A 21,135-nucleotide genomic window follows, 5' to 3' on the forward strand; every position below is an offset into this window, starting at 1 on the left:
AAAGGCAAAACCATGACCAACGCAGACGGTGCAGGCATCGCTCCGGCGGTGAACACTGATGCACGCGCGGACCTCGCCCAGGAGGCGGACGAGCGGCTTTCGGCATTCCTGTCGACCGACGAGGTCGGGGAGGAACAGGCGGAGAGCGGTTCCGACGACCGTCAGGCGGGCGCCGCGCCCGACCCCGAGGATCCGTCCGACGGCTCCGACCGGGACAAGCCCGCAGAGGCCGATGCCGGGATCTCGGACGAGGCGACCGATCCGCTCCAGGCGCGCATTCGCCTGGCCGACGGAACGGAAGCCTCGATCGAACAAATCCAGGAATGGCGCGAGGCGGGCCTGAGGACGGCCGACTATACCCGCAAGACCCAGGAGGTCGCCGAGCAGCGGCGCACGCTGGAAAGCTATGCGGGCGAGGTGTCGGCCCAGCAAACCGCCGTTGCCGAGGCCCTCGAACGGGCGCTTGCGGTGGTGGAGGCCTATGTGCCGTCACCGCCGTCGACCGACCTCGCCATCCGCGACCCTGCCCGCTACACCCAGGAACTGGCCATCTATCAGGCGGCCATGAACCATGTGGAGGAGATCACCCGTGCCCGGATGGATCTTGCCGCCAAGGCGCGCGAGACGGACCAGGCCGGCCGGGCGCGCCTCCTCCACGCCGAGCGGGAAAGGCTCTTCGCCGCGATCCCCGAACTGAAGGATGCCGCGCGCCGGCAGGCCTTCAACCAGGACATGATCCGTGCCGTCGAGGCCTATGGCTTCTCGGAAGCCGACTACGCCCAGATCGTCGACCACCGGCTGATCCGCGTGCTCGCGGACGCCGCGCGCTACCAGAAGATCAGGGCGGCATCGGCCGGCGGCGGCCCGAAGCCGGCGGCGCAGCGGGCGCCGCAACCGCCCGGCCGCAGGGCCGGGCAGGATACGGGCAGCGGGTTCGGAACGGCGCTCGCCCAGGCCAAACGCAGCGGTACCAGACAAGATGCGGCGCGGGCGGTCGAAGCCTGGCTCGGCGCCGATTGACGGGAGCTTTCCCATGGCTCAGATCGCCAATACCTACGACACCTATGCGGTGCGCGGCCTCCGCGAGGATCTGCGCGACCAGATCTACAATATCGCGCCGGAGGATGTGCCGGTCTCCGCGATGATCAGGAAGAGCGATATCGAGAACATCCGGCACGAATGGCAGACGGACACGATCCGCCAGCCGGGCGCGAACGCGCAGGTCGACGGTGACGAGTACAGCTACAACGCCGTCACCCCGACCGTGCGCGTATCGAACATCTCGCAGATCATGCGGGAGACCTACATCATCTCGGGCACCACCGAGGCGGTGAAGAAGGCCGGCCGCAGCTCCGAGCTCGCCTATCAGGGCAAGCTCAAGATGGCGGCGCTGAAGCGCGACCTCGAACGGGCCGTCATCGGCGCCAACACGGCCTCGCTCCTCGGCAGCGCGACGACCGCGCGCCTGATGGGCTCACTGCCGTCCTGGGTGACGACCAATGCCGACCGTGGCGCCGGTGGCGCCAATGGCGGCTACAACAGCGGCACCTCGCTCACCGTCGCCGCCACCGACGGCACGACCCGCGCCTTCACCAAGGCGCAGCTCGATACCGTGCATCAGTCGTGCTACGCGAACGGCGCGAGCCCGACCGTGCTGATGCTGCATCCGACCCAGAAGCGCGTGTTTTCGGGTTTTGCCGGCATCGCGCAGCTGCGCAAGGATGTCGACAACGGCAAGCAGGCGGAGATCGTCGGCGGCGCCAATCTCTATGTCGGCGACTTCGGCGACTTCGCGGTGCAGGTCAATCGCTGGCAGCGTGCGCGCGACGCCTGGCTGCTCGACCCGGACTATCTGGAACTCGGCTTCCTGCGTTCGTTCCAGAAGCAGACGCTTGCCAAGACCGGTGACGCCGAGAAGCGCGCCATCATCGTCGAGGCGACGCTGATCGTGAAGAACGAGGCAGCGCTCGGCGTCATCGCCGACCTCGCCTGATGCCGGCAAGGGCAGGGGCGCCAGTCCGGCCGCCCCTGGCCACCGGCTGCGGCTCAGTCGGTTGACGGTGCGAGATAACCCTTGTCCTCGGCCCAGTCGCGGAACGCCGCGCTGAGCGCATCGGCCCTCGAGGTGCCGCGCCGATCCTCTTCGATGAAGCGGTCGAGCGCTTCCAGAAGTTCTGGCGCGAGCCTGACGACGATGTCGTCCGCCTGCGCGTCGGCGCCGGCTGTCGGGTTCGCTGAGGGTGCGTGCGGGGATGTTGTCATCACAGTCGGCACACCGGATCGCTGGCGGGGATGCGCATCCGGACGGCGACCGGCTGCGCATGTTGCATCGATAGGACCGCATCAAAGCGCGGAAATGGCCGGATGTCACGCCGCGCGGACCAGGCGGCTCGATACCGTGGCGGCGCGCCGCCTTGCAGGCACTCACACCGGGATCAGTTCCATGACACGCGACGAGATCTTTGCGGCCGGCGAAGCCGTGCTGCGCCAGGCCATCAAGGACCGGACCGGCGCGATGCCCGTCGGCCGGAGGACGCTGGACGGCCTGCGCATCCTGGCGGCGCGCGCCTACGACGTGGCGCTCGACGAGGCGGCGCCAGAGCCGGAGGGCGGGGCGCTCCGCGAAGCCGCCCGGCCGGCCGCCCCGGACAGGCCCGTCATCCCCGTGCGGATCCTGCGCGATTACTGGCCGACCGAGGGCGGCCGCCTTGCCGCGGGCAGCGTGACGCAGCTCGCCGCCGACGTCGCCAAGCCCCTCGTCCGCGCCGGCGTCGTGGAGTGGATCTGACCATGGCCCGGATTCTTGTGCACCATGATCCGGTTCGCCGGATCTCGACCTATCACGAGGACATGGGCGACGGCACGATCCTGCAGACGCGGGAGCAGGATGTCGAGGCCGTGCTCGCCGAAGCGAAGCTGTTCCGCGAGGCGAACGAGGGGCGGCCGTGGGGCAACGGCCAGGTCGTTGCCGCGATTCCCGACACGCTGTTTCAGAAACACTTTCAGGCACCGCTGATGCAGCGCGATCGCGCGAAAATCCGTCATCTGCTCAACGGTGAATTCTCCGCCTTCAGGACGCGGGACAAGATCTGATGACCGCTCTCGCCGACTATTCCGAACTCGTCATCGCGGTGGGCGAATATCTCGATCGCGCCGACCTCGTCGACGTCATGCCGCGTTTCGTCGCCATGGCGGAGGCCAAGCTCAGCCGCCGCCTGCGCGACCGGAGAATGCTGGTCACGACCATGCTGTCGCCGGACGCGCACGGTGTCTGCGCGCTGCCGGCCGATTTCGTCGAGGTCGAACAGGTGCTTGCCGGAACTCCGCCGCGGGCGATCGAGGCTGCGGCCGGCCGCTACGCCGCGCGTTTCGCCGTGTCCGGCCCAGCGCAGGTCTACACGATCGCCGGCAGCAGCCTGCGCCTCGCGCCGGCGGCCGAAACGCCTGTCGCGCTGACCTATTTCGGCAGGCTGCCGGCGCTCGAGGCGGCTCAGACCAACTGGCTGCTCGAGGCCTGTCCGGACATCTACCTCTATGCGGTCGTGCACGAGGCGGCGATCTACCTGTCGGCGGCGCCGGTGGCCGAGGCCGCGGCCGGGCTCCTCAGGGATGCGCTCGACGCCGCCGCCCAGGACAATGCCAGGGCGCGCTGGTCCAATGCCGGCTTCCGCACCATGGAGGCGACCCCATGAGCCTGCTGACCGTCTGCCAGGCCGCGGCGCGGCTCCTCAACCAGCCCTCGGTCTCGGCGGTGGTGACGGCCGCCGCCCGCACGCCGCAGGAGTTCCTGACGATCGCCCTTCAGTGCGGCGAGGAACTGCTGCGCCGGCACGACTGGGGCGGTCTCGTCCGCACGGCCGAGTTCACGGCGCTGCCGGCGACCGTGCCCGGCGATTTCGAGCGGCTGACGCAGGGCTCGCCGGTCCGCCTCGGCCGCGTGCCGATCCGCGGCGCGCTCTCGGACGCCGAGATGAACCTGAAACGATCGGCGCCCGTCACGTCGCCGCCGCGCTTTCAGCTGCTCGGCTCCGTCCTCGACGTCGCCCCGGCTCCGGCCGGCCCGGTGACGCTCGAATATGTCTCGTCGTTCTGGATCAAGTCGGCGGATACGATGCCGGTCTACCGCGCGACGTTCCTCGCCGACAGCGACCGTTCGCTGATCCCCGAGGGAGTCCTGCTTCAGGGCCTGGTCTGGCGCTGGAAGCGGCTGAAGGGCCTAGCCTACCAGGACGAACTCGACCAGTTCGAACAGGCGGTCGGCTATCATGCCCGGGCCGACCGCGCGCTCCGCCTGCCGGCCGAACAGGCCGCCGCGAGCGCGAACCGCGCAAAGGTGACGGTCTGATGCTCACTTCCGCGCGTGAACGGGATCGCACGGTGCAGCAGGCGGCACCGCGGGCGAGATCCGCTGCCTTGCCTGCGCCGACCCGGGGCTGGTCGTCAGAGCAGAACCTCGCGGCCATGGAGCCGGGGACCGCGCCGGTCCTGCGCAACTGGTATCCGGAGCCCGACGGCGTCAGCCCGCGGCCGGGCTATGTCGAGCATGCGACTGGTCTCGGCGCCGGCCCGGTCAACACGCTGATGAGCTATGTCTCCGGCGCGACCAAGCGTCTGCTCGGCGCGACCGGCGCGAACATCTACCGCTGCGACATTCCCGGGGCGGTCGGCGCGGCGCTCTGGTCGGGCGCCAGCTCGGACCAGTGGCAGTGGACGAATTTCGCCAGCGCGGGCGGCCAGTTCCTGGTCGCGGTCAATGGCGCGGACGCGCCGATCGTCTATGACGGCGCCGCCATCTCTAACGCGCCGGCTGTCACCGGTGTGACCGGCGGCGCGTTCGCGAACGTCTTTGCCGCGCAGTCGCGCCTCTGGTTCTGCCAGGTGAGCAGCGCCGACGTATGGTATCTCGGGCCGTCCGCCATCGGCGGGGCGGCCGTGAAGCTGCCGCTCGGCGCCCTGCTTACCAAGGGCGGCGCGATCGTCGCCGGCGGGACCTGGTCGTCCGACAGCGGTTCCGGGATGAACGACCTCACGGTCTTTCTCTCTACCGAGGGCGAGGTCCTGATCTTTGCGGGCAGCGATCCCTCGGCCGCGGCAAGCTGGCAGCTCAAGAGCCGGTACCAGATCGGCCGGCCGCTCGGCCGGCGCTGCCTGACCCGGTTCGGCGGCGACCTCGCCATCCTGACCCAGGACGGTCTGATGTCGCTTGGCGCGGTCATGAAGCTCGACCGCACCGCGGCCCAGCAGGGCGCGCTGACCCGCAATATCCGGCAGGCCTATGCCGCGGCCGTCGTCAACGACGCCGACACGTTCGGCTGGCAGACGATCGGCTTCGCCAGGGGGCAGAAGGTCTTCGTCAATGTGCCGAATGCGGCGACCGGCGTGGTCAGGCAGTTCGTCATGAACGCGCTGCACGGCGCCTGGTGCGAATATCAGGGCGTCCCGGCGTCCTGCTGGGTCGAGCACAATGACAGGCTCTATTTCGGCGGGCCGTCGGGCGCCGTCCACGAGGCCGAGCGCGGCTCCATCGACGGCACGCGCATCATCGAATGCCTCGGCATCGGCGCCTTCACCGCGCTCGATGATGCCGGCGCCTACAAGACGGCCAATGTGCTGCGGGCGACCTATCGCGGCCGGCCGGACATCCGGCCCTATCTCGCCATCGCCTTCGACTACGATCTCAATCCGGTCTTCGAGGAGTTCGAGCTCGAGAATACGATCGGCGCCTTCGGGACCTGGAGCGTGTCGAAATGGGGTGAGACGACCTGGGGCCGCGGCGCCGGCATCGGCCTTGCCTCCAACGCGCTCATCTGGAGCCAAAGCCAGTGGAACCAGAAGGTCTGGGGCGGCGCGACCGGGGTCGGCGAGTTCACGCAGAGCGTCTTCGGCATCGGTCGCGCGCTCGCACCGGCGTTCCGGCTCAACATCTATGACGGCTCGCCGGCCCTGACGGCCGACGTGAAGCTGCTCGAATTCTCGCTTGTCACCGAGGGCGGGGCGATCCTGTGACCTGGACAATCGAGACGGGCGAGCCGGCGGTCGAATGGGTCGCCGGCCGGCTCGGCGCGTCCTTTCCGAAGGGAGCGGCTGCGCTGGTGCTCGCGCGCGGCGGAGAAAGGGTCGGTGGCGCCGTCTTCTGCGGCTTCACCGGCCGCGACGTCGAGGCGTCGGTGGCGGCGACAGCGACATTGGCCTGGCCGCGGGCCTTCCTCGCCCGTGTCGGCCTCTATGTCTTCGGCGAGCTCGGCTGCGCCCGGATGACCGTTCTGACCAGCACGACCAATGCTCGCGTCATGCGTCTGGCGCCACGGCTCGGCGCCGTCCGCGAAGGCGTGAAGCGCAACTATTACGGCGACGGCGCCGACGCCGTCGTCTTCGGCATCCTGAAGGAGGATTGGCCCCATGGTCTCCGCTCCGTCACCGCCGCCCGCGCCAGATCCGAAGGAGACGGCGGCGGCCCAGACGCAGATGAACAAGGAAACCGCGATCACCCAGTATGGGCTGAACGCGACCAACCAGGTGACGCCCGACGGCTCCCTGACCTATCGCCAGATCGGCAGCTGGGCCGACGGCACGCCGCGCTATGAAGCGACCCAGGCCCTGTCCGACGCCAACCGGCGCATCTACGACACGACCAGGCAGACCCAGCAGAACCTCGCCAATATCGGCGAGCAGCAGTCGGCCAAGATCGGCAACCTGCTCAACACCAATTTCGATCCGTCGAACAACGACATCGAGGGACGGCTGTGGGAGCTCGGCCGGGCCCGGCTCGACCCCTTGCAGGCACAGCAGGAAAATGCGCTGCGCACGCGCCTCGCCAACCAGGGCATCGCGCCCGGCTCGGCGGCCTTCGAGGCCGAGATGCGGTCGTTCAACCAGGGCCGGAACGACCAGAACAACCAGCTTCTGCTGACCGGCCGGCAGCAGGCCTACAACGAGCTTCTGACCGAACGGAATCAGCCGCTCAACGAGATCTCGGCCCTCCTGTCGGGCAGCCAGGTGCGCCAGCCGGCCTTCGCCAGCACGCCGCAGTCGAGCGTCGCCAATGTCGACTATGCTGGCCTCGTCAACGCCAAGCATCAGGCCGACCTGGCGGCGTGGCAGGCCGAGGTGAACAGCCAGAACGCGATGATGGGCGGGCTGTTCGGGCTTGGCGGCACGCTTGGCGCGGCCGCCCTGAAATTCAGCGATCCGGCCCTGAAGACCGACATCGAAAAGGTCGGCCGTCTCGACAACGGCCTGCCGGTCTATCGCTACCGCTACCGCGCGGGTGGGCCCCCCGAGATCGGGCTCATGGCCGACGATGTCGCGCGGCGCCGTCCGGAGGCCATCGGCCGCGACGCCGAAGGGCTGATGGCGGTCGACTACGTCAAAGCCACCGCAAGCAGGAAGGGGCGCCGCAATGGCTGACAGTTTTCGTGATGGCGGCCGGGCCGGCCGCTCGCCGGGCATGCGCCGCGCGTTGGCGCGGATGCTGCTCGATCAGGGCACGTCGGGCGCGCCGGTCGGCGCCTGGACGCAAGGCGCCAACCGCATTGCGCAGGCGCTGCTCGGCGCCGCACTGGAGCGGGAGGCGCCCGCGGCGCGGCATGCGGGGGAGGGGTCGGCTGCGGGCCGGCCAGCCGGGCCTGCAGCCTTCGCCCCGCCGGGCGGTACCGATCAGGGCGGCGATCGCGGCCCTGCCAGCGCGAGGGCGATGAGGCGCCAGGCGCTTGCCGACATTCTCATGCGCAACGTCCTTGCCGGTTCGCCCGGCCGCGGGCCCGGTGCGGGCCCGCCGCTGCCCGTCTTCGACGGCGAGACGAGCGGCGCGAATGGGCCTGTGACGCCTGCTGCGATGAGCCCCGCCGGGCGGCCGGCCGAGGGGCCGGGCACGGACAATGCAATGCCGAGCCCGCTGGTGCAGCCGCAGCCGGCCGGCTCCATGCTGCGCTATTACGAGACGCTCTATGGTCATGAAAGCGGCAACAACCCGCAGGCCCGGGCGGCGACGTCGAGCGCCACCGGCCTCGGCCAGTTCACCACCGGCACCTGGGCCGGCCTGATGCGCGCGCGGCCGGACCTCCGCCTGACTGTGGACGGCCGAACCGATCCCGCCCAGGCGCGGCGCGCGACGCAGGCCTTGACCGAGCAGAACGCCGCGGTCCTGGACGGCCATGGTTTCTCGCCGACCTTCGGCAATCTCTACATGACGCATTTCCTCGGCCAGGCCGGCGGCCCCCGCTTCCTGCGCGGCCTCGCCCAGGACCCTGGTGCACCGGCCACGCACTATGCCAGCCCCGACGCGGTGCGTGCCAATCAGCGCATCTTCTTCCGGCGCGATGGCACGCCGCGTTCGGTTGCCGAGGTCTACGCGCTGCAGACGCGGCGCTTCGAGCAGGCGGAACGCGCGCAGGCGGCGCCGCCGGCGGAGCAAGGCTGGCCGAGCGCTCCGCTGCCCTCGCCGCGACCCGCGGGCGCGCCGGGGCGCTTCGGTTCGGCCGGCGCCGATGTCGGCCACGCAGCAACCGCCATGCCGCCGGCCTTTCCGACCGGTGTCCCTGCCGAGGTGTTCGAGCGGCAACGGACCGCGCCGGTCGCTCCATCCGGCCCGCGCCTCGCCGGAATGCCGGCGGATGGATACGGGCTTCGTTGGCCCTCGGCCCTCGGCCCGTGGCCGCCGATCCCGCCGGCGGGCGCCACGGGCGGGGCTGCGCCCTTGGATCTCGATACGTTCAGGCGTTCCGAAATCGGTGAAATCGATCCGTTCGAAGCGGAGCGCCGCCGTCTGCACGAGCCGCTCGATCCTTTCGGTCTCTACTGAGCGGCCCGTCCATTCCCATCCGCCCCGCCGCCGTGCGGGGCTTTTTCGTGGAGCAACCCATGCCGCGCAATGCATCCGGCATCTATGCGCCGCCGCCCGGCACCCAGGTGCTGCCGAACACGCTGGCCGATGCCGGCAAGGTCGAGACGCGGCTTTCCGACATCGGCGCCGAGATCTCCGCCTCGATGCCGCTCAGCGGCCTGCGGCCGATGCAGGCGCCGCTGCTGTCGGTTGCCGGTTCCGCCGCGGCGCCGGGCTTTGCCTTTTCGGGCGACAGTTCCAGCGGCCTTGCCAGCATCAGCGGCCGCACGGCGCTGGTGAAGGGCGGCGTCAGCGGCCTTTCGACATCGACGGCCGACGTTCAGGCGCATGTGCCGATGACGGTGGGCCAGCTCACGGTCGGCACGCTCACGGTGCAGAACGGCGCCTCCGGCCCGGGCGTCGTGCCGACCGGTACCGTCGTCGATTTCGCCGGTCCGAACGCGCCGGCGGGCTGGCTCCTGTGCAACGGCCAGGCCGTTTCGCGCACCACCTACGCCGATCTCTTCGCCGTCATCGGCGGCTATTACGGTGCGGGCAACGGGTCGACGACCTTCAACGTGCCGGACTATCGCGGCCGCATCGGCGTCGGCCTCGACACGATGGGCGGCGCCGATGCCGGCCGGATGGTCTCGCAGGGCGCGGCCCGCTATTCGCTCGGCTGGGCCTCGGGCGCCGACGTCCACGCGCTGACGGGGGCGGAGAACGGCCCGCATCAGCATGGTGGCGTCACCGATGTCGGCGGCGGACACCAGCATGCGGTCTCCGGCGTTCTGGCCAGCGTCGGCGGTCCCTATACGACCCCGCCTTTCGGGTCGGGCATCAACAGCGCCAATATCGCGACCGGCTGGGCCGGCGAGCACCAGCACAGCTTCACGACGGGCTGGTCGGGGTCGGGCGCCGGCCACAACAACGTGCAGCCGTCGATCTATGTGTTCAAGATCATCAGGACGTGAGGGCGACGATGCCGATCTCCGGACGCCATTATGCGCTGCCGACCAACACCTTCGCGCAGCCGACGCTCGGCACCATCATCGATCCCGTGGCTGCCACGGAAACGCTTTCGGACCTTGCCGGCGGCATCGACCGGGTCGTCGGCGAATGGGTCTCTGTGCGCAATTTCGGCGCGCTGGCCGACGGCGTCGCGGACGATACCGCAGCGGTGCAGGCGGCGGTCAATGCGAGCGTTGCGAACAACCTCGCCCTGGTCTTCGCGCCCGGCACCTATCTCGTCGACAACCTGATCATTCCGGACAATGCCGAATATGCATCGAACCCGGTGCCCTGGAAGCAGCGCATGCCCCGCCTGCTCGGCCAGCCCGGCGCGACGATCAGGAAGCGCGCCGGCGGCTCCTCGCTCTATCTCGCGGCGAGTGCGAACTGGGTGAACAACGCCACCCATGCGCAGGCGCCCGTCATCGTCTCCGGTCTCGTCTTCGATGCTGCCGGCATCGCGCGCGACGCCTTCGTGAACTGCTCCTACGCATCGGAGGTCGATGCCTGCCATTTCCGCGGCGCGACCCGTTTCGGCTTCCACGAGCCGGCGACCACCGCCGACGGCTCGGCCATGCTGAACGGCCGCTACGGCAATCATTACCGGCACAATCAGATCTACGGCAATGGCGGCGGTGGCTTCTTCGTCGCCGACGACCCGACCCTCAGATGTGTGATCAGCGACGCCGAATTCACCGGCAATTTCATCTACGACAACGCCTACAACCTCTCCATCTCGCAATCGGCCGGCTGGATCATCACCGGCAACCACGTCTGGAATTTCGGCACCCCGCCGGCAACCGGACAGGCAACCCTCAGCTATATCGGCCGCCCGCGCGCGACGACGGTGCAGGGCAATGTTTTCGAGGGGTACGGGACGCAGTGTGCGGGGTTGCTTCTTGATCTGTCTACGAGCGGTGCGGTCGTTCAGATCATTGCTAATCAATTTCACACTGGACTTGGACTGAGTGTAACCTTCTCAGGCGGATCCGGTATTGCGATGATAGCAAATAATACGTTCACTGGAGGAGATAGTAAAATTCGACACAGCACAAGTGATGTCGATTGCGAAGTCGTCTCAACAAACAACATATTTGAGACGGCATCACCTTATGCGTTTTCTAGTGGGGTTGGCCATCTTGGTGTGCTTCATTCGCGCGAAGATCGCATTTCTGGTCGCTCACTGATCCTTACAGGGCGGCAGCTTCCAACCGGCCTTGCCGTCCGGACACGGCCGGGACTGGCCTATCCTGGGAACCCGCCGCAGGTTGTTACCGATACTGATGTGCTGGTCCAGCGCTATACTTCTGTCGTCGGGGCATCGGACGCGATCGTTACATTGCCGGCCGGTTGGCGAGGTCAGCGCTTTCACTTCATTCGAGGCGGTTCGGCAACTGGCGTGGGAGCTATCAAAATTCGAAGTGCGTCAGCTGCCGAGATCGTCTGGCTCTCATCCGTAAATACTTATGCTATTGTTGAATTTGACGGCGCCTCGTGGCTTGTTTTACAAACGGGCGCAACAGTCTAGAGTTTTCGAATGATAAGATCTAGACTAGGTGCCGCAAAGCCTTTATGGATGGATATTTCCTTCAGGGTATTTTTGAGCACCTCAGTGTAATTGCGATTTTGCCCAAAACTGGACCGGTCGGGAGCCATTGGCGCTTCGAAGTCCGCAAGAATTTCATATGAATCCAAAGCTAGCTCGAATTCATGGAATGATACTCCTCGACCAAATCGATACATGGATTCTCGATCGCCACATTTTAGTGTCTGAGGTACATCGTTCCGGGTGGAGCGATTGGCATACTGGGCGGCGAGGTCGTCTGGCAGTATGTTCCAAAAGGGAAGGTGCGTTGAATGCCAATCTATCGGCGCAAGGCGATTTGGTGTTTCAAAAACGACCAGATGAGCGCCGATTGGCAATCTGGCCCAGAGGTTTCTAAGCAATATTAGCCGCTCCATTGGCATCAGATGTTCAATCAATGCGTAGGCAACAACGGTGTCGACTGTCGACAAGCGTAGGGAAGACCAATCAAAATATTCGTCGCCGCTCAGCCAGTCGTCTTTGAGGTGTATATAGTTCTGTTTTGGCAAGTCGAGTGCAGATAGGCGAATTTTGTTTAAGCAGATTGCATCCGCTGAGATGTCTATCGCAGTAACGTCAGCGCCGCGTCGAGTTAGGGCGGCAGTGCTTGTACCGGTTCCGCAGCCAATTTCGACGATTCGTTTGCCTTTCAGTGAAATTGTATTCTCGACCCAGGGAATAAAATTTTCAACTGCTTGCGACAGCCGGATCGTTAGCTGCCCCATATACTGGTATATAAACCAGTCTTCATCGGCCAAAAGCTCGGCAGTTTGGCCGCCAAAATAGTGAGTGTCCAGGGAAGCGTGCATCACATCGAAGTACGATCGTGGCAATGACGCAACGTATTCTCCCATCCACTTGAAATGATCAAGCAATGCTGAGGTTCGCGCTGCCGGGTGGTTGGCAATTAGTGGGACGCTGAGTGGTCCGGTTGCTGCACTCATGTGTATCTCACGTTCGGCGCCTACTTACATCCTTGTCCATGATTGCGAAGGCCACAACGGAAATTGATGGGCTAACTCTACGCTGGCCCGCAGAATCTCGGCGACGAGATTGGCGGTTGAGACATTGCCACATGTGGGAAGGAGGGAGCCGCGATGACGACGAAACGCCACCTGCATTGCTGGTGCGTTATCGCGACCGCAGTCTGCATGATCCTTGTCGCGACTGCTATGCGGGTCAGCGTGCATGAATATGGCACCGGGCAGAGGAATTCGCTCGAACGCATTCGCGCTGAAGGGCGGGAGATCACGGCACGGGTAAGCCGCACCGATAGGCTCGCCGAACGCGACACGATCGCCCTCATGCGGGACGACATCAAGATGATCCGGCAGATCCTCGAAGGCGATCGCTCGCGCTCGAACGATTGCGCCGCTTTCACATTGCGCGCCGTTCACGCCGCGGCCTGCGAGACCGTGGCCGTATCGGACGGGGAGGCGGGCCATCGAGGCCGATGAGCCGTCGGACGATCGTGGAGCTGGAATGGTGGGCGCGACAGGGATTGAACCTGTGACCCCTCCCGTGTGAAGGGAGTGCTCTCCCGCTGAGCTACGCGCCCCGCCAATGGGGAGCCGCGTTCCTAGCGGCTCCCGGGTTCGGGTGTCAAGAACCGAACGCGCGCGGCCGGCAACTTATCCGCAAGCCGCGCCCGCCTTCAGCGGATGGGGTAGGGATATTGCTGCCCGCCCTGCGACCAGAGCGCGTTGAGCCCGCGTGGCAGGCCGAGGCGCGAGCCCGCGCCGACATTGCGCTCGAACACCTCCCCGTAATTGCCGACATGGCGGATGATGCGCAGGGCCCAGTCGTTGGAAAGCCCCATCGCCTCGCCGAACTTGCCGTCGAGGCCGAGCAGGCGGCGGATCTCCGGGCTCTGGGTCGAGCGCGCGAGCTCGGCGACATTGGCGCGCGTCACGCCGAGATCCTCGGCATTCAGCATGGCGTAGTGGGTCCAGCGCACGATGGCGGCGAAGTTCTCGTCGCCGCGGCGCACGGCCGGGCCCAGCGGCTCGCGCGAGATCAGCTCCGGCAGGATGACGAAATCGTTCGGATTGGCGAATTTCAGCCGCTCCGCGGCAAGGCCCGAGGAATCAGTGGTGAAGCTGTCGCAGCGGCCGGCCTCGAAGGCCTTCACGCCTTCCTCGTTGGTCTTGAAGCTGACCACCTCGTAATTGAGGTTGTTGGAGCGGAAATAGTCGGCGAGGTTGAGCTCGGTGGTGGTCCCCTGGGTGACGCAGATGGTGGCGCCCGACAGGCCCTTCACGCTGGTCACGTTCAGCGAGCGGCGCACGATGAAGCCCTGGCCGTCGAAGAAGTTGATCACCGGCCAGGCCATGCCCATCGCCGTGTCGCGCGCCAGCGTATAGGTGGCGTTGCGGGCGAGCATGTCGACATCACCCGTCTGCACCACGATGAAGCGCGTCTGGGTGGTCGTCTGCACGAAGCGGATCTTGGTCGGGTCGTCGAAGATCGCCGCCGCCACGGCGCGGCAGAGATCGACGTCGAGGCCGCGCCACTGCTGCTGGTCGTCCTGATAGCCGAAGCCGGGCAGGCCGGTATGGATGCCGCAGGTGAGATAGCCGCGCTGCTTGGCGCGTTCCAGCACATTGGCCGTCTGCGCCTGTGCCTCGCCGGTCGCCGGCGCGGCGAAGGGTCCGCTCATCAGGCCGGCAAGGCCGAGGGCCGCGGCGGCGAGCGCCCGTTTCAATCGTCTGGTCGTCATGGTCCCGTTCTTCCTCTGGAGAGTGGTCAGGCAAGGCCGCTGAGGGCCGCGTCGACGGCTTCTGCGAGCCGCTCGACGATCACGTCGACGGTCGTGCCGTCGACGATGAAGGGGGGCGCCAGCAGCACGTGGTCGCCGCGGGCGCCGTCGATCGTGCCGCCCATCGGGTAGACCATGAGGCCGCGCGCCATGGCCTCGCGCTTGATGCGGGCATGAAGCTTCAGCTTGGGATCGAACGGTGAGCGCGCGCCGCGGTCGGCGACCAGCTCGATCGCCTGGAACAGGCCGCGCCCCCTGATGTCGCCGACATGGTGATGGTTGCCGAAGCGCTCGGTGAGGCGGCGCCGGAGATGCTCGCCCTGCATCCGGACATTGTCGAGCAGGCGGTCGCGCTTGATCACCTGCTGGACGGCGAGGGCGGCGGCTGCCGCCAGGGGATGGCCGAGATAGGTGTGGCCGTGCTGGAACAGGCCGGACCCCGTGGCGAAGCTCTCGTGAACATGGCCTGCCACCAGCACGGCGCCGATCGGCGCATAGCCGCCGCCGAGGCCCTTGGCGATGGTCATCAGGTCGGGGGCGATGCCCTCCTGCTCGCAGGCGTGCAGCGTGCCGGTGCGGCCCATGCCGCACATCACCTCGTCCAGGATCAAGAGGATGCCGTGGCGGTCGCAGATCTCGCGGATGCGCTTGAAATAGCCCGGCACCGGCGTGATCGCGCCTGACGTCGCGCCGCCGACCGTCTCGGCCACGAAGGCGATGACCGTGTCCGGACCGAGCCGGGCGATCTCTGCCTCCAGCTCGGCGGCGAGCCTTGCGCCATAGGCCTCGGGGCTCTCGTCGGCATGACGGCCATGATAGTCGAAGCAGGCCGAGACGTGGTGCGTCTCGATCAGCAGCGGCTCGAACTCGCGCCGCCGCCAGGCATTGCCGCCGATCGCCAGCGCCCCCAGCGTATTGCCGTGATAGCTCTGCCTGCGCGCGATGAAGTGCCGGCGCTGCGGCTCGCCACGCTCGACGAAATATTGCCGGGCCATCTTCATGGCGGCTTCGATGGCCTCCGATCCTCCGGACACGAAATAGACATGGCTGATGCCATGAGGCGCATCCGCGACCAGGGTTGCCGCCAGCTCCTCCGCCACCTCCGTGGTGAAGAAGCTGGTATGGGCATAGGCCAGCCTGTCGAGCTGGGCATGCATGGCCTTGAGAACGTCCGGATGGCCATGGCCGAGACAGGAGACCGCCGCTCCCCCGGACGCATCGATATAGTCGCGCCCCTCGGCGTCGGTGATGGTCACGCCGCGGCCGCTGGCGGCCACCGGATAGTCCTGGGCGATGATGCGATGCAGAACCTTGGTCATGATCGGCTGGTCCTTCGCTGGGGCGGCGTGAGATAGGTGTCGAAGGCGGCGAGCTGCGCTTCGCTGCGCGCCAGGGCTTTCAACGTGTTTTCGCCCTGGCGCGCCGCGGTCAGGGCGGCGAGGCATTCCACGGCGGCGAAGGCCGGCGTCATCGTGTGGAAGAAGCTCGGGGTCTCCGTGCGCACCAGCACCGCGGCATCGGCGATGCGCGCCAGCGGCGACAGCGCGCTGTCGGTGATCGCGACCAGCGTCGCGCCCTGGTCCTTGGCGAAGCGCGCGGCCTGCAGGGTGAGGCGCGTATAAGGTTTGACCGACACCGCGAACAGGAGGTCGTCAGGCCCGATGCCGCGCAGGGCATCGACCCCACGCCCGCCCGCCGTATCGGCCAGGACGGATGCGGCGCCGAGCAGGTTGCGCACATAGTCCAGCATGAAGGCGGCCGGAAAGGCCGAGCGCAGGCCGAAGCAGAAGACGCGGGCTGCGGCGGCGAGCAGGTCGGCGGCCCGCACCAGCCTGGCGACGGCATCGGGGCTCGACAGGTCCTTCAGGTGTGCGCCAAGCGCATCGAACGTGTCGGTGACCAGCGCCGCATCGCCCTGCGCCCCGTGGCGGGCAACGAGCTCGCCGGCACGGCCATGGAAGGTCTCCGGCCGCCGGCGCAGCGTGGCGGCAAAGGCCTGGCGCAGGACGTCGTAGCCAGAAAGGCCGAGCCGCTGCGCCAGCCGCGTCAGGGTGGCCGGCGGCAGTCCGGCGCGTTTGGCCTGTTCACGCGTGCCGAGCAGCGCGACATCGGCCGGATGATCCAGCACCCATCGCGCCGCCGCCTGCAGCTGCGGCGGCAGGCGGTCGTAGTCGTTGGTCAGCGCCTTCAGAAGCTTGGCTTCGTCCATGGCGGCGAAGCCTAGCAGGTCTGGTCAGAAATGAAACAAGTGTTTCAATTCGTCGAAATAGTCCGATTGGATCACCTACTGCGGCGCGATTCCCGCTTCCGCCACCAGCGCGACATAGCGGGCATATTCCGCTGAGATGAAGCACGCAAATGTCGGCTCGAAGCTGCGATCGCGGGCGCTTAGCTGTGGAGTCTGGGGAGGTTGTTCATCGCCCGTGAGAGCCAGAAGGTGGTCGTTGCGACACGAAGCACCGCAGGGCACGAGGATGAACAACCCGCACAAGAATGCGCGAACGACGCCGCTTGGTCGAGCGGAGATGATCCGGCGGATCGTAGGAGAGAGCCGGCCTGTCGGCGAAGTGGCGGCCGGCTTTGGGGTCAGCGAACGAACCGCCCGCAAATGGCTGTCGCGATGGCGGAGCGATGGAGAGGCCGGGCTGCAGAACCGCTCGTCCCGGCCCCATGGGTCCCGATCGGCGACGAGCGCGTTCTGGCCCGGGCTGGCGGCCAAGCTGCGCCGCGAATACCGGTTGACGGGTGAGGAGATTGCGTCCCGCCTCGGACTGGCGCGATCGACGGTTGCCGGCTGGCTGACGCGGATGAGGCTCGGCCGGCTGTCCGCGCTTGATCCGAAGGAGCCGGTGCGGCGCTATCAACGCGAGCGCCCCGGCGAACTGCTTCATCTCGACATCAAGCGGCTGGCCCGCTTTGAAGGCGTCGGCCACCGCATCACCGGCAACCGGCGTGGCGCCAGCCAGCGGCTTGGCTACGACTTCCTGCATGTCGCCATCGACGATGCGACCCGGCTTGCCTATGTCGAGGTGCTGCCCGACGAGCGGCGGTGGTCGACCACCGGGCTCCTCGTGCGGGCGCTGCGCTGGTTCAAGGAGCGGGGCGTCAGCGTGCAAAGAGTGATGACCGACAACGGCTCGGGATACATCGCCAGGCTCTTCCGCAAAGCGCTGGGGATGCTCGCCATCCGGCACATCCGCACCCGACTCTACACCCCGAAGACGAATGGCAAGGCAGAGCGCTTCATTCAGACCATGCTCAGGGAATGGGCCTATGCCATCCCGTTCCCCTCGTCCGCCCGCCGGACCGCGGATCTCACGCGATGGCTGGCCTGGTACAACCAGCACCGGCCGCATGCTAGGTGTTCAGTCCCGAGGTCAAGTGGGCGGCGTCGCGCCTGAAGCGTTCGGGCTCATCTGCCCATACTTTGCAGATGGCTTCATATGGTGTGAGGCCGCGTAAGGTCTTCAAGCGCTTGGCGAAGTTGTAGGCGTCCAGGAACGCGGCGAGGTGGTCCCGGAGCTGCCGATGGGTGTTGTAATGATATCGCCGTACGGTGGCCTCCTTGAGGATGCGGTTCATCCGCTCCACTTTGACCATTGGTCCATGGGTGATTGGGCTTGGTCAGGCGATGCTCGATGCCATGGCTCGAGCAGGCGCGATCGAAGGGGTGTCCGCGGAATCTGGCAGTCGGTCCCTGGCGGTTCTTAGGCAGGTCGGCGAATTGGATGCCGTTGTCGGTGAGCACGGTGTGGACCTCGTAGGGCACCGCCGCCACCAGTGCGTCGAGGAAAGCCCTGGCCTCGCGAGTGGTCGCTTTCGGCACGAGCTGGGCGAAGGCGTATTTCGAAGTCCGATCGATGGCAACGAAGAGGTCGAGCTTGCCTTCCTCGGTCCGCACTTCAGCGATGTCGATACGAAAGAAGCCAATCGGATAGCGCTTGAAGGTCTTCTTGGCGGCCCTTTCCCATCGTTCGCGGGAAGCCGACTGATGCCGTGACGCTGGAAGCAGCGGTGGAGGGCCGAGCGCGTCAGATGCGGGATCGTCGCCTGCAGGGCGTAAAGACAGTCATCAAGCGGCAGCAGCGTGTGTTCGCGGAAGGCGACCGCCATGGCCTCTTCCTCCGATGTCAAAACGGCGATCACCGGCTCAAGCTCTCGCCGGAACAACCTGACCAGAACCCACACTTAGGCAGCCAATGCGCTTCGCTAATAGGAGAATTCGATCTGATTGAGCTGAATCGGGTTTCCAAAGCAGATGGGAGTTGATTCGGGCCATTGGTCGGATCGGAGGCTGCCAGTTATGTCGAAATATTAATCGGTCAATCTTCATTAGATCAACTTCGATGTAGAAGATTCTTGCGGAAAAATGCCTAGATTCAACTTTAAGTAGAATGGGGCGTGTGAAACAGTGCCTAGTACGAAATTGTCAAATAGATAGGATCTAGGCCAGATCGCGCGCATTGTGAAGCTCGCCGATTGGGCCTTAAAGGTCAACGACGCTATTCGATCCGATCCAATGGATGCCCTCGCAACTGGCGCGTTCTTAGTTCGCCCGCTTCATTGGCGGCAGGCATTGCTTGGTGCGGCAACTCCGCAAGCAACCTCTCAGCCTTCCATTGACCAATGGCTCTTCGATCGTGACAAATCGATTACACAACGCTAACGAGCATGGCGGCTAAAGGGCGATTCTCCGCAATAGCTCGCCGTCGAAGCATCAGCGGCGCTGCCGAATGAGGCGCGACCTCAATAGCTCCCAAATGAGCACGCGAGGTCATAGGCAGTATTGGAAGTGGGTTGAGAGAGGCGACTGTTGAATATTATAGTGACGTCGGATGTTTTCCGAGGGCGCGTTTCGGGGCTGGCATCGGTAGCGGAAAACGCACGCTGGATCTACGAGCTATTGGGGGCGGCTACTCTGGGGTTGCCCGTCGACCTTAGTTTGGCGCTCGATGTGGCCGATGCTGGGGCATTGGACATCGCTGCGATTTTTACCCGCCTAGGGATCTCGCGCGACGCGGCCGGTTGGGCTCAGATGGTATCACACCTCGAACTTAGTACAATGCCCGAACTGCAGCCGTATCAAAAAGCCGACTTGGTCGTAGGATTCGGTCTGACGCCTGGCCTTATTGCGACATTTGATGATTTTGGAATCCGTATACTGGATCTGGAAATTTCACCCTTACGTTTCGGTGACAAATTGTGTTGGCGAGCGCGAACAACATGTCCTGAAATCGCGACACTGCTTGCGAACGTGTCACTGTCGGATGATGACGTAACAAGACAGATTCAGCACCTGGCGGGGAGAGGGGGGCGATTGTGGAGAGGCCAGACACTCGATGGCCCTTCGATAGGAGCAATCTTTGGACAAACGCATCTCGACCTCGCCGTTGTTCAAGCACAACGATTGGCGACGCTCGCGGATGATCACATTTTCAGTCGGATTAAGGAACTTGCGTCAACCGTGGACGAATTACACGTAGTGCCGCATCCTCAGTCGCGCGATCGATTGCAGAATTTGAAGAGGATTTTGGAGGAAATACCGAATAGTGTTCTTGAAATTAGAGGCGCCTATTCGTATTTTTTGGATAAAAATGTAAAATTTATTTCTGCTTTGTCATCCAGTGTTCTTGTTGAGGCTAAATACTGGAAGATTAAAACTATTCCACTCATTGTTTCAGATCGCGATTGTCCGGATATATTACCCGAGAGTCTCTCTGATTGGGTGGATGTTACCGATGTGTTGTTTTCACGTTCTTTTTGGCAATCAGTCGTCAATCGCGACGTTAGAACACTCGATGATGCGAAGCGCATCTATGCGACCAGCAGCTTGATCGAGAGCGCGCTGGGAAGGCCCGCATTGGCGGACGCAGCTATTTCACCGCTACCAGTGCCGACAATCGGGCCCGGAATAGCACATGTTGTGTCGGCAGGGAGTCGGGCGTCAGCCATGTTGCGTTTTGGTTGGCATCAACCTGAAGTCTGGGGCGCGTGGTCGAGCGGCGAATATGCGTGCTTGGCGTTCCGCGTGGCCTCGCAGCAAAACATAACTATTTCTTTAAATTTTCAAATTTTTGCGTCAGACAAAACTTTCGCCCCGGTTGTCAGGCTTCGTACGCCTGGCAAGGACGGTTTCGCCGAGGTGGCCCTTGACCGAGCGAATGGCCCTCAGTCTATTCAGATCAATTTTGCTCCTGAATGCTGTAATTCTCTATTTGTTGCAATATTTGAAGTAATATCTCCCAAGTCGCCGATGTCTCTTGGAATAAACGAGGATGCCAGACCCTTGGGAGTGGGGCTGTTTTCGGTCGAGGTCGTGGAAGGCCATCGGTTGACACAATCGGCTTTGATCGAGCAGAGGTTAAACACCTCTGCCAAGAGCAGTTATTATGAGCGTCTGCATCGATTTGAACCTGCGTACATGGCGAATAACTGGCTGCTTCCTTACACGTCAGTCCTCCGGCGCCTTAAGCCGGAGCGGGTCGTAGAATGCGGGACTGGTAATGGCGCGTTCGCTGGCGCGATGGCCTCTTTGGGGTCGGAGGTTATTGGTCTGGATTGGGCACCTTCTCCTAAGTTTCCGCATTCGGCGCCCGGTGTTTCATTTCAGATATGGGATGCTACCAAAGATCCTTTGCCGGCCGCTGATCTCGTTTGTTCCGCCGATTTTCTAGAGCATCTTGCGCCGCAGCAGCTTCAAGAAGCCTTGATGCGCATCATTGTCGCGGCCCCCATGCAATTCCACATCATTGCCTGCTATGATGATTTTCATAGCCACCTAACGATCGAAATGCCAGAGCAGTGGTTGGCACGATTTCAATGTATCAATCCGGAGTTTCGCTTGCTCGACGTGATCGAGCGGTCCGAGGGACAAGCTGTGGCAGTGATTACTAATCTTTCCCCGGAGGCGCTTGAATAGGCAGAAGCTGTATCTGCCTTGGGCAGGTTTATGCCGCTGAT

At 64.9% G+C, this 21,135-nt stretch carries 20 protein-coding genes, 1 tRNA gene and 1 pseudogene; 15 read left to right on the forward strand and 7 right to left on the reverse strand.

Annotation, left to right across the window (positions count from 1 at the left end; all coding sequences use genetic code 11):
• Positions 1 to 12: 12 nt before the first annotated feature.
• Together OZ671_RS09155 and OZ671_RS09160 are read left to right on the forward strand one after the other, a co-directional pair.
• Positions 13 to 1,020 carry a hypothetical protein gene (locus tag OZ671_RS09155; protein WP_268860472.1) on the forward strand — a complete coding sequence of 336 codons (1,008 nt, stop codon included), beginning with the start codon at positions 13 to 15 and terminating at the stop codon, positions 1,018 to 1,020.
• Positions 1,021 to 1,033: 13 nt separating this feature from the next.
• Positions 1,034 to 1,993: a DUF5309 domain-containing protein gene (locus OZ671_RS09160; RefSeq protein WP_268860473.1), complete on the forward strand. Its 960-nt coding sequence runs from the start codon at positions 1,034 to 1,036 to the stop codon at positions 1,991 to 1,993.
• A gap of 53 nt (positions 1,994 to 2,046) precedes the next feature.
• Here OZ671_RS09160 and OZ671_RS09165 read toward each other — a convergent pair whose 3' ends face one another.
• Complete coding sequence (locus OZ671_RS09165; protein ID WP_268860474.1) at positions 2,047 to 2,262, reverse strand: ribbon-helix-helix domain-containing protein; 216 nt, start codon at positions 2,260 to 2,262, stop codon at positions 2,047 to 2,049.
• Positions 2,263 to 2,443: 181 nt separating this feature from the next.
• Here OZ671_RS09165 and OZ671_RS09170 point away from each other — a divergent pair, with 181 nt between their 5' ends.
• The 10 genes from OZ671_RS09170 (at position 2,444) to OZ671_RS09215 (ending at position 11,360) form a co-directional block, all read left to right on the forward strand.
• On the forward strand, positions 2,444 to 2,788 hold the full coding sequence (locus OZ671_RS09170; RefSeq protein ID WP_038311445.1) for a hypothetical protein: 345 nt from the start codon (positions 2,444 to 2,446) through the stop codon (positions 2,786 to 2,788).
• On the forward strand, positions 2,779 to 3,093 hold the full coding sequence (locus tag OZ671_RS09175; RefSeq protein WP_268860475.1) for a hypothetical protein: 315 nt from the start codon (positions 2,779 to 2,781) through the stop codon (positions 3,091 to 3,093). The genes OZ671_RS09170 and OZ671_RS09175 overlap by 10 nt, the downstream gene beginning before the upstream one ends.
• A complete protein-coding gene (locus OZ671_RS09180) occupies positions 3,093 to 3,692 on the forward strand; it encodes a phage adaptor protein (protein WP_268860476.1) in 600 nt (199 codons plus the stop codon). Before OZ671_RS09175 ends, OZ671_RS09180 begins: the two co-directional genes overlap by 1 nt.
• Positions 3,689 to 4,345 carry a phage adaptor protein gene (locus OZ671_RS09185; protein WP_268860477.1) on the forward strand — a complete coding sequence of 219 codons (657 nt, stop codon included), beginning with the start codon at positions 3,689 to 3,691 and terminating at the stop codon, positions 4,343 to 4,345. The genes OZ671_RS09180 and OZ671_RS09185 overlap by 4 nt, the downstream gene beginning before the upstream one ends.
• 68 nt (positions 4,346 to 4,413) lie before the next feature.
• Positions 4,414 to 6,006, forward strand: a complete 1,593-nt coding sequence (locus OZ671_RS09190) for a hypothetical protein (RefSeq protein ID WP_268860478.1) — start codon at positions 4,414 to 4,416, stop codon at positions 6,004 to 6,006.
• Positions 6,003 to 6,584 carry a GNAT family N-acetyltransferase gene (locus OZ671_RS09195; RefSeq protein ID WP_268860479.1) on the forward strand — a complete coding sequence of 194 codons (582 nt, stop codon included), beginning with the start codon at positions 6,003 to 6,005 and terminating at the stop codon, positions 6,582 to 6,584. Before OZ671_RS09190 ends, OZ671_RS09195 begins: the two co-directional genes overlap by 4 nt.
• Positions 6,466 to 7,407, forward strand: a complete 942-nt coding sequence (locus OZ671_RS09200) for a tail fiber domain-containing protein (RefSeq protein ID WP_268860480.1) — start codon at positions 6,466 to 6,468, stop codon at positions 7,405 to 7,407. Before OZ671_RS09195 ends, OZ671_RS09200 begins: the two co-directional genes overlap by 119 nt.
• Positions 7,400 to 8,800, forward strand: coding sequence for a hypothetical protein (locus OZ671_RS09205; protein ID WP_268860481.1), 1,401 nt, complete (start codon positions 7,400 to 7,402; stop codon positions 8,798 to 8,800). The genes OZ671_RS09200 and OZ671_RS09205 overlap by 8 nt, the downstream gene beginning before the upstream one ends.
• A gap of 59 nt (positions 8,801 to 8,859) precedes the next feature.
• Positions 8,860 to 9,795, forward strand: coding sequence for a phage tail protein (locus tag OZ671_RS09210; RefSeq protein WP_268860482.1), 936 nt, complete (start codon positions 8,860 to 8,862; stop codon positions 9,793 to 9,795).
• Between the two features lie 8 nt (positions 9,796 to 9,803).
• Complete coding sequence (locus tag OZ671_RS09215; protein WP_268860483.1) at positions 9,804 to 11,360, forward strand: right-handed parallel beta-helix repeat-containing protein; 1,557 nt, start codon at positions 9,804 to 9,806, stop codon at positions 11,358 to 11,360.
• On the opposite strand, the gene OZ671_RS09220 is transcribed toward OZ671_RS09215, so the two are convergent.
• On the reverse strand, positions 11,357 to 12,361 hold the full coding sequence (locus OZ671_RS09220; protein ID WP_268860484.1) for a class I SAM-dependent methyltransferase: 1,005 nt from the start codon (positions 12,359 to 12,361) through the stop codon (positions 11,357 to 11,359). The genes OZ671_RS09215 and OZ671_RS09220 overlap by 4 nt on opposite strands.
• 153 nt (positions 12,362 to 12,514) lie before the next feature.
• Here OZ671_RS09220 and OZ671_RS09225 point away from each other — a divergent pair, with 153 nt between their 5' ends.
• Entirely contained in the window at positions 12,515 to 12,874 is a 360-nt protein-coding gene (locus tag OZ671_RS09225; RefSeq protein ID WP_268860485.1) for a hypothetical protein, read from the forward strand.
• A 26-nt stretch (positions 12,875 to 12,900) separates the two neighbouring features.
• Here the strand turns inward: OZ671_RS09225 and OZ671_RS09230 are convergent.
• From OZ671_RS09230 to OZ671_RS09245, 4 genes are all read right to left on the reverse strand, one after another.
• Positions 12,901 to 12,975: transfer RNA gene (locus OZ671_RS09230), tRNA-Val, on the reverse strand.
• Positions 12,976 to 13,071: 96 nt separating this feature from the next.
• The gene (locus OZ671_RS09235) at positions 13,072 to 14,121 is read right to left on the reverse strand and encodes an amino acid ABC transporter substrate-binding protein (protein WP_442957063.1); all 1,050 of its coding nucleotides are present in this window, start codon (positions 14,119 to 14,121) and stop codon (positions 13,072 to 13,074) included.
• Positions 14,122 to 14,162: 41 nt separating this feature from the next.
• Positions 14,163 to 15,494, reverse strand: a complete 1,332-nt coding sequence (locus tag OZ671_RS09240; RefSeq protein ID WP_268860486.1) for an aspartate aminotransferase family protein — start codon at positions 15,492 to 15,494, stop codon at positions 14,163 to 14,165.
• Positions 15,491 to 16,384 (reverse strand): MurR/RpiR family transcriptional regulator, encoded by an 894-nt coding sequence (locus OZ671_RS09245; protein ID WP_268860487.1) that lies wholly within the window; start codon positions 16,382 to 16,384, stop codon positions 15,491 to 15,493. Before OZ671_RS09245 ends, OZ671_RS09240 begins: the two co-directional genes overlap by 4 nt.
• 265 nt (positions 16,385 to 16,649) lie before the next feature.
• Between OZ671_RS09245 and OZ671_RS09250 the strand changes: the two genes are divergently transcribed.
• A complete protein-coding gene (locus OZ671_RS09250; RefSeq protein WP_268860488.1) occupies positions 16,650 to 17,576 on the forward strand; it encodes an IS481 family transposase in 927 nt (308 codons plus the stop codon).
• On the opposite strand, the pseudogene OZ671_RS09255 reads toward OZ671_RS09250, so the two are convergent.
• Positions 17,533 to 18,324: pseudogene (locus OZ671_RS09255) on the reverse strand (IS481 family transposase); the annotation flags it as partial. The gene OZ671_RS09250 and the pseudogene OZ671_RS09255 sit on opposite strands and share 44 nt — an antisense overlap.
• 676 nt (positions 18,325 to 19,000) lie before the next feature.
• Here OZ671_RS09255 and OZ671_RS09260 point away from each other — a divergent pair.
• Entirely contained in the window at positions 19,001 to 21,094 is a 2,094-nt protein-coding gene (locus tag OZ671_RS09260; protein ID WP_268860489.1) for a class I SAM-dependent methyltransferase, read from the forward strand.
• The last annotated feature ends 41 nt before the right edge of the window (positions 21,095 to 21,135 follow it).

This window comes from Phreatobacter sp. AB_2022a (assembly GCF_026847585.1).
Classification (GTDB): domain Bacteria; phylum Pseudomonadota; class Alphaproteobacteria; order Rhizobiales; family Phreatobacteraceae; genus Phreatobacter.

What these genes read in the sequence shown, in the direction of transcription:
- OZ671_RS09180 (WP_268860476.1), top strand. Translation starts at nt 3,093, where the DNA reads ATGACCGCTCTCGCCGACTATTCCGAACTCGTCATCGCGGTGGGCGAA.
- OZ671_RS09225 (WP_268860485.1), top strand. Translation starts at nt 12,515, where the DNA reads ATGACGACGAAACGCCACCTGCATTGCTGGTGCGTTATCGCGACCGCA.
- OZ671_RS09185 (WP_268860477.1), top strand. Translation starts at nt 3,689, where the DNA reads ATGAGCCTGCTGACCGTCTGCCAGGCCGCGGCGCGGCTCCTCAACCAG.
- OZ671_RS09200 (WP_268860480.1), top strand. Translation starts at nt 6,466, where the DNA reads ATGAACAAGGAAACCGCGATCACCCAGTATGGGCTGAACGCGACCAAC.
- OZ671_RS09170 (WP_038311445.1), top strand. Translation starts at nt 2,444, where the DNA reads ATGACACGCGACGAGATCTTTGCGGCCGGCGAAGCCGTGCTGCGCCAG.
- OZ671_RS09210 (WP_268860482.1), top strand. Translation starts at nt 8,860, where the DNA reads ATGCCGCGCAATGCATCCGGCATCTATGCGCCGCCGCCCGGCACCCAG.
- OZ671_RS09220 (WP_268860484.1), bottom strand. Translation starts at nt 12,361, where the DNA reads ATGAGTGCAGCAACCGGACCACTCAGCGTCCCACTAATTGCCAACCAC.
- OZ671_RS09155 (WP_268860472.1), top strand. Translation starts at nt 13, where the DNA reads ATGACCAACGCAGACGGTGCAGGCATCGCTCCGGCGGTGAACACTGAT.
- OZ671_RS09205 (WP_268860481.1), top strand. Translation starts at nt 7,400, where the DNA reads ATGGCTGACAGTTTTCGTGATGGCGGCCGGGCCGGCCGCTCGCCGGGC.
- OZ671_RS09245 (WP_268860487.1), bottom strand. Translation starts at nt 16,384, where the DNA reads ATGGACGAAGCCAAGCTTCTGAAGGCGCTGACCAACGACTACGACCGC.
- OZ671_RS09240 (WP_268860486.1), bottom strand. Translation starts at nt 15,494, where the DNA reads ATGACCAAGGTTCTGCATCGCATCATCGCCCAGGACTATCCGGTGGCC.
- OZ671_RS09215 (WP_268860483.1), top strand. Translation starts at nt 9,804, where the DNA reads ATGCCGATCTCCGGACGCCATTATGCGCTGCCGACCAACACCTTCGCG.
- OZ671_RS09165 (WP_268860474.1), bottom strand. Translation starts at nt 2,262, where the DNA reads ATGACAACATCCCCGCACGCACCCTCAGCGAACCCGACAGCCGGCGCC.
- OZ671_RS09250 (WP_268860488.1), top strand. Translation starts at nt 16,650, where the DNA reads ATGAACAACCCGCACAAGAATGCGCGAACGACGCCGCTTGGTCGAGCG.
- OZ671_RS09160 (WP_268860473.1), top strand. Translation starts at nt 1,034, where the DNA reads ATGGCTCAGATCGCCAATACCTACGACACCTATGCGGTGCGCGGCCTC.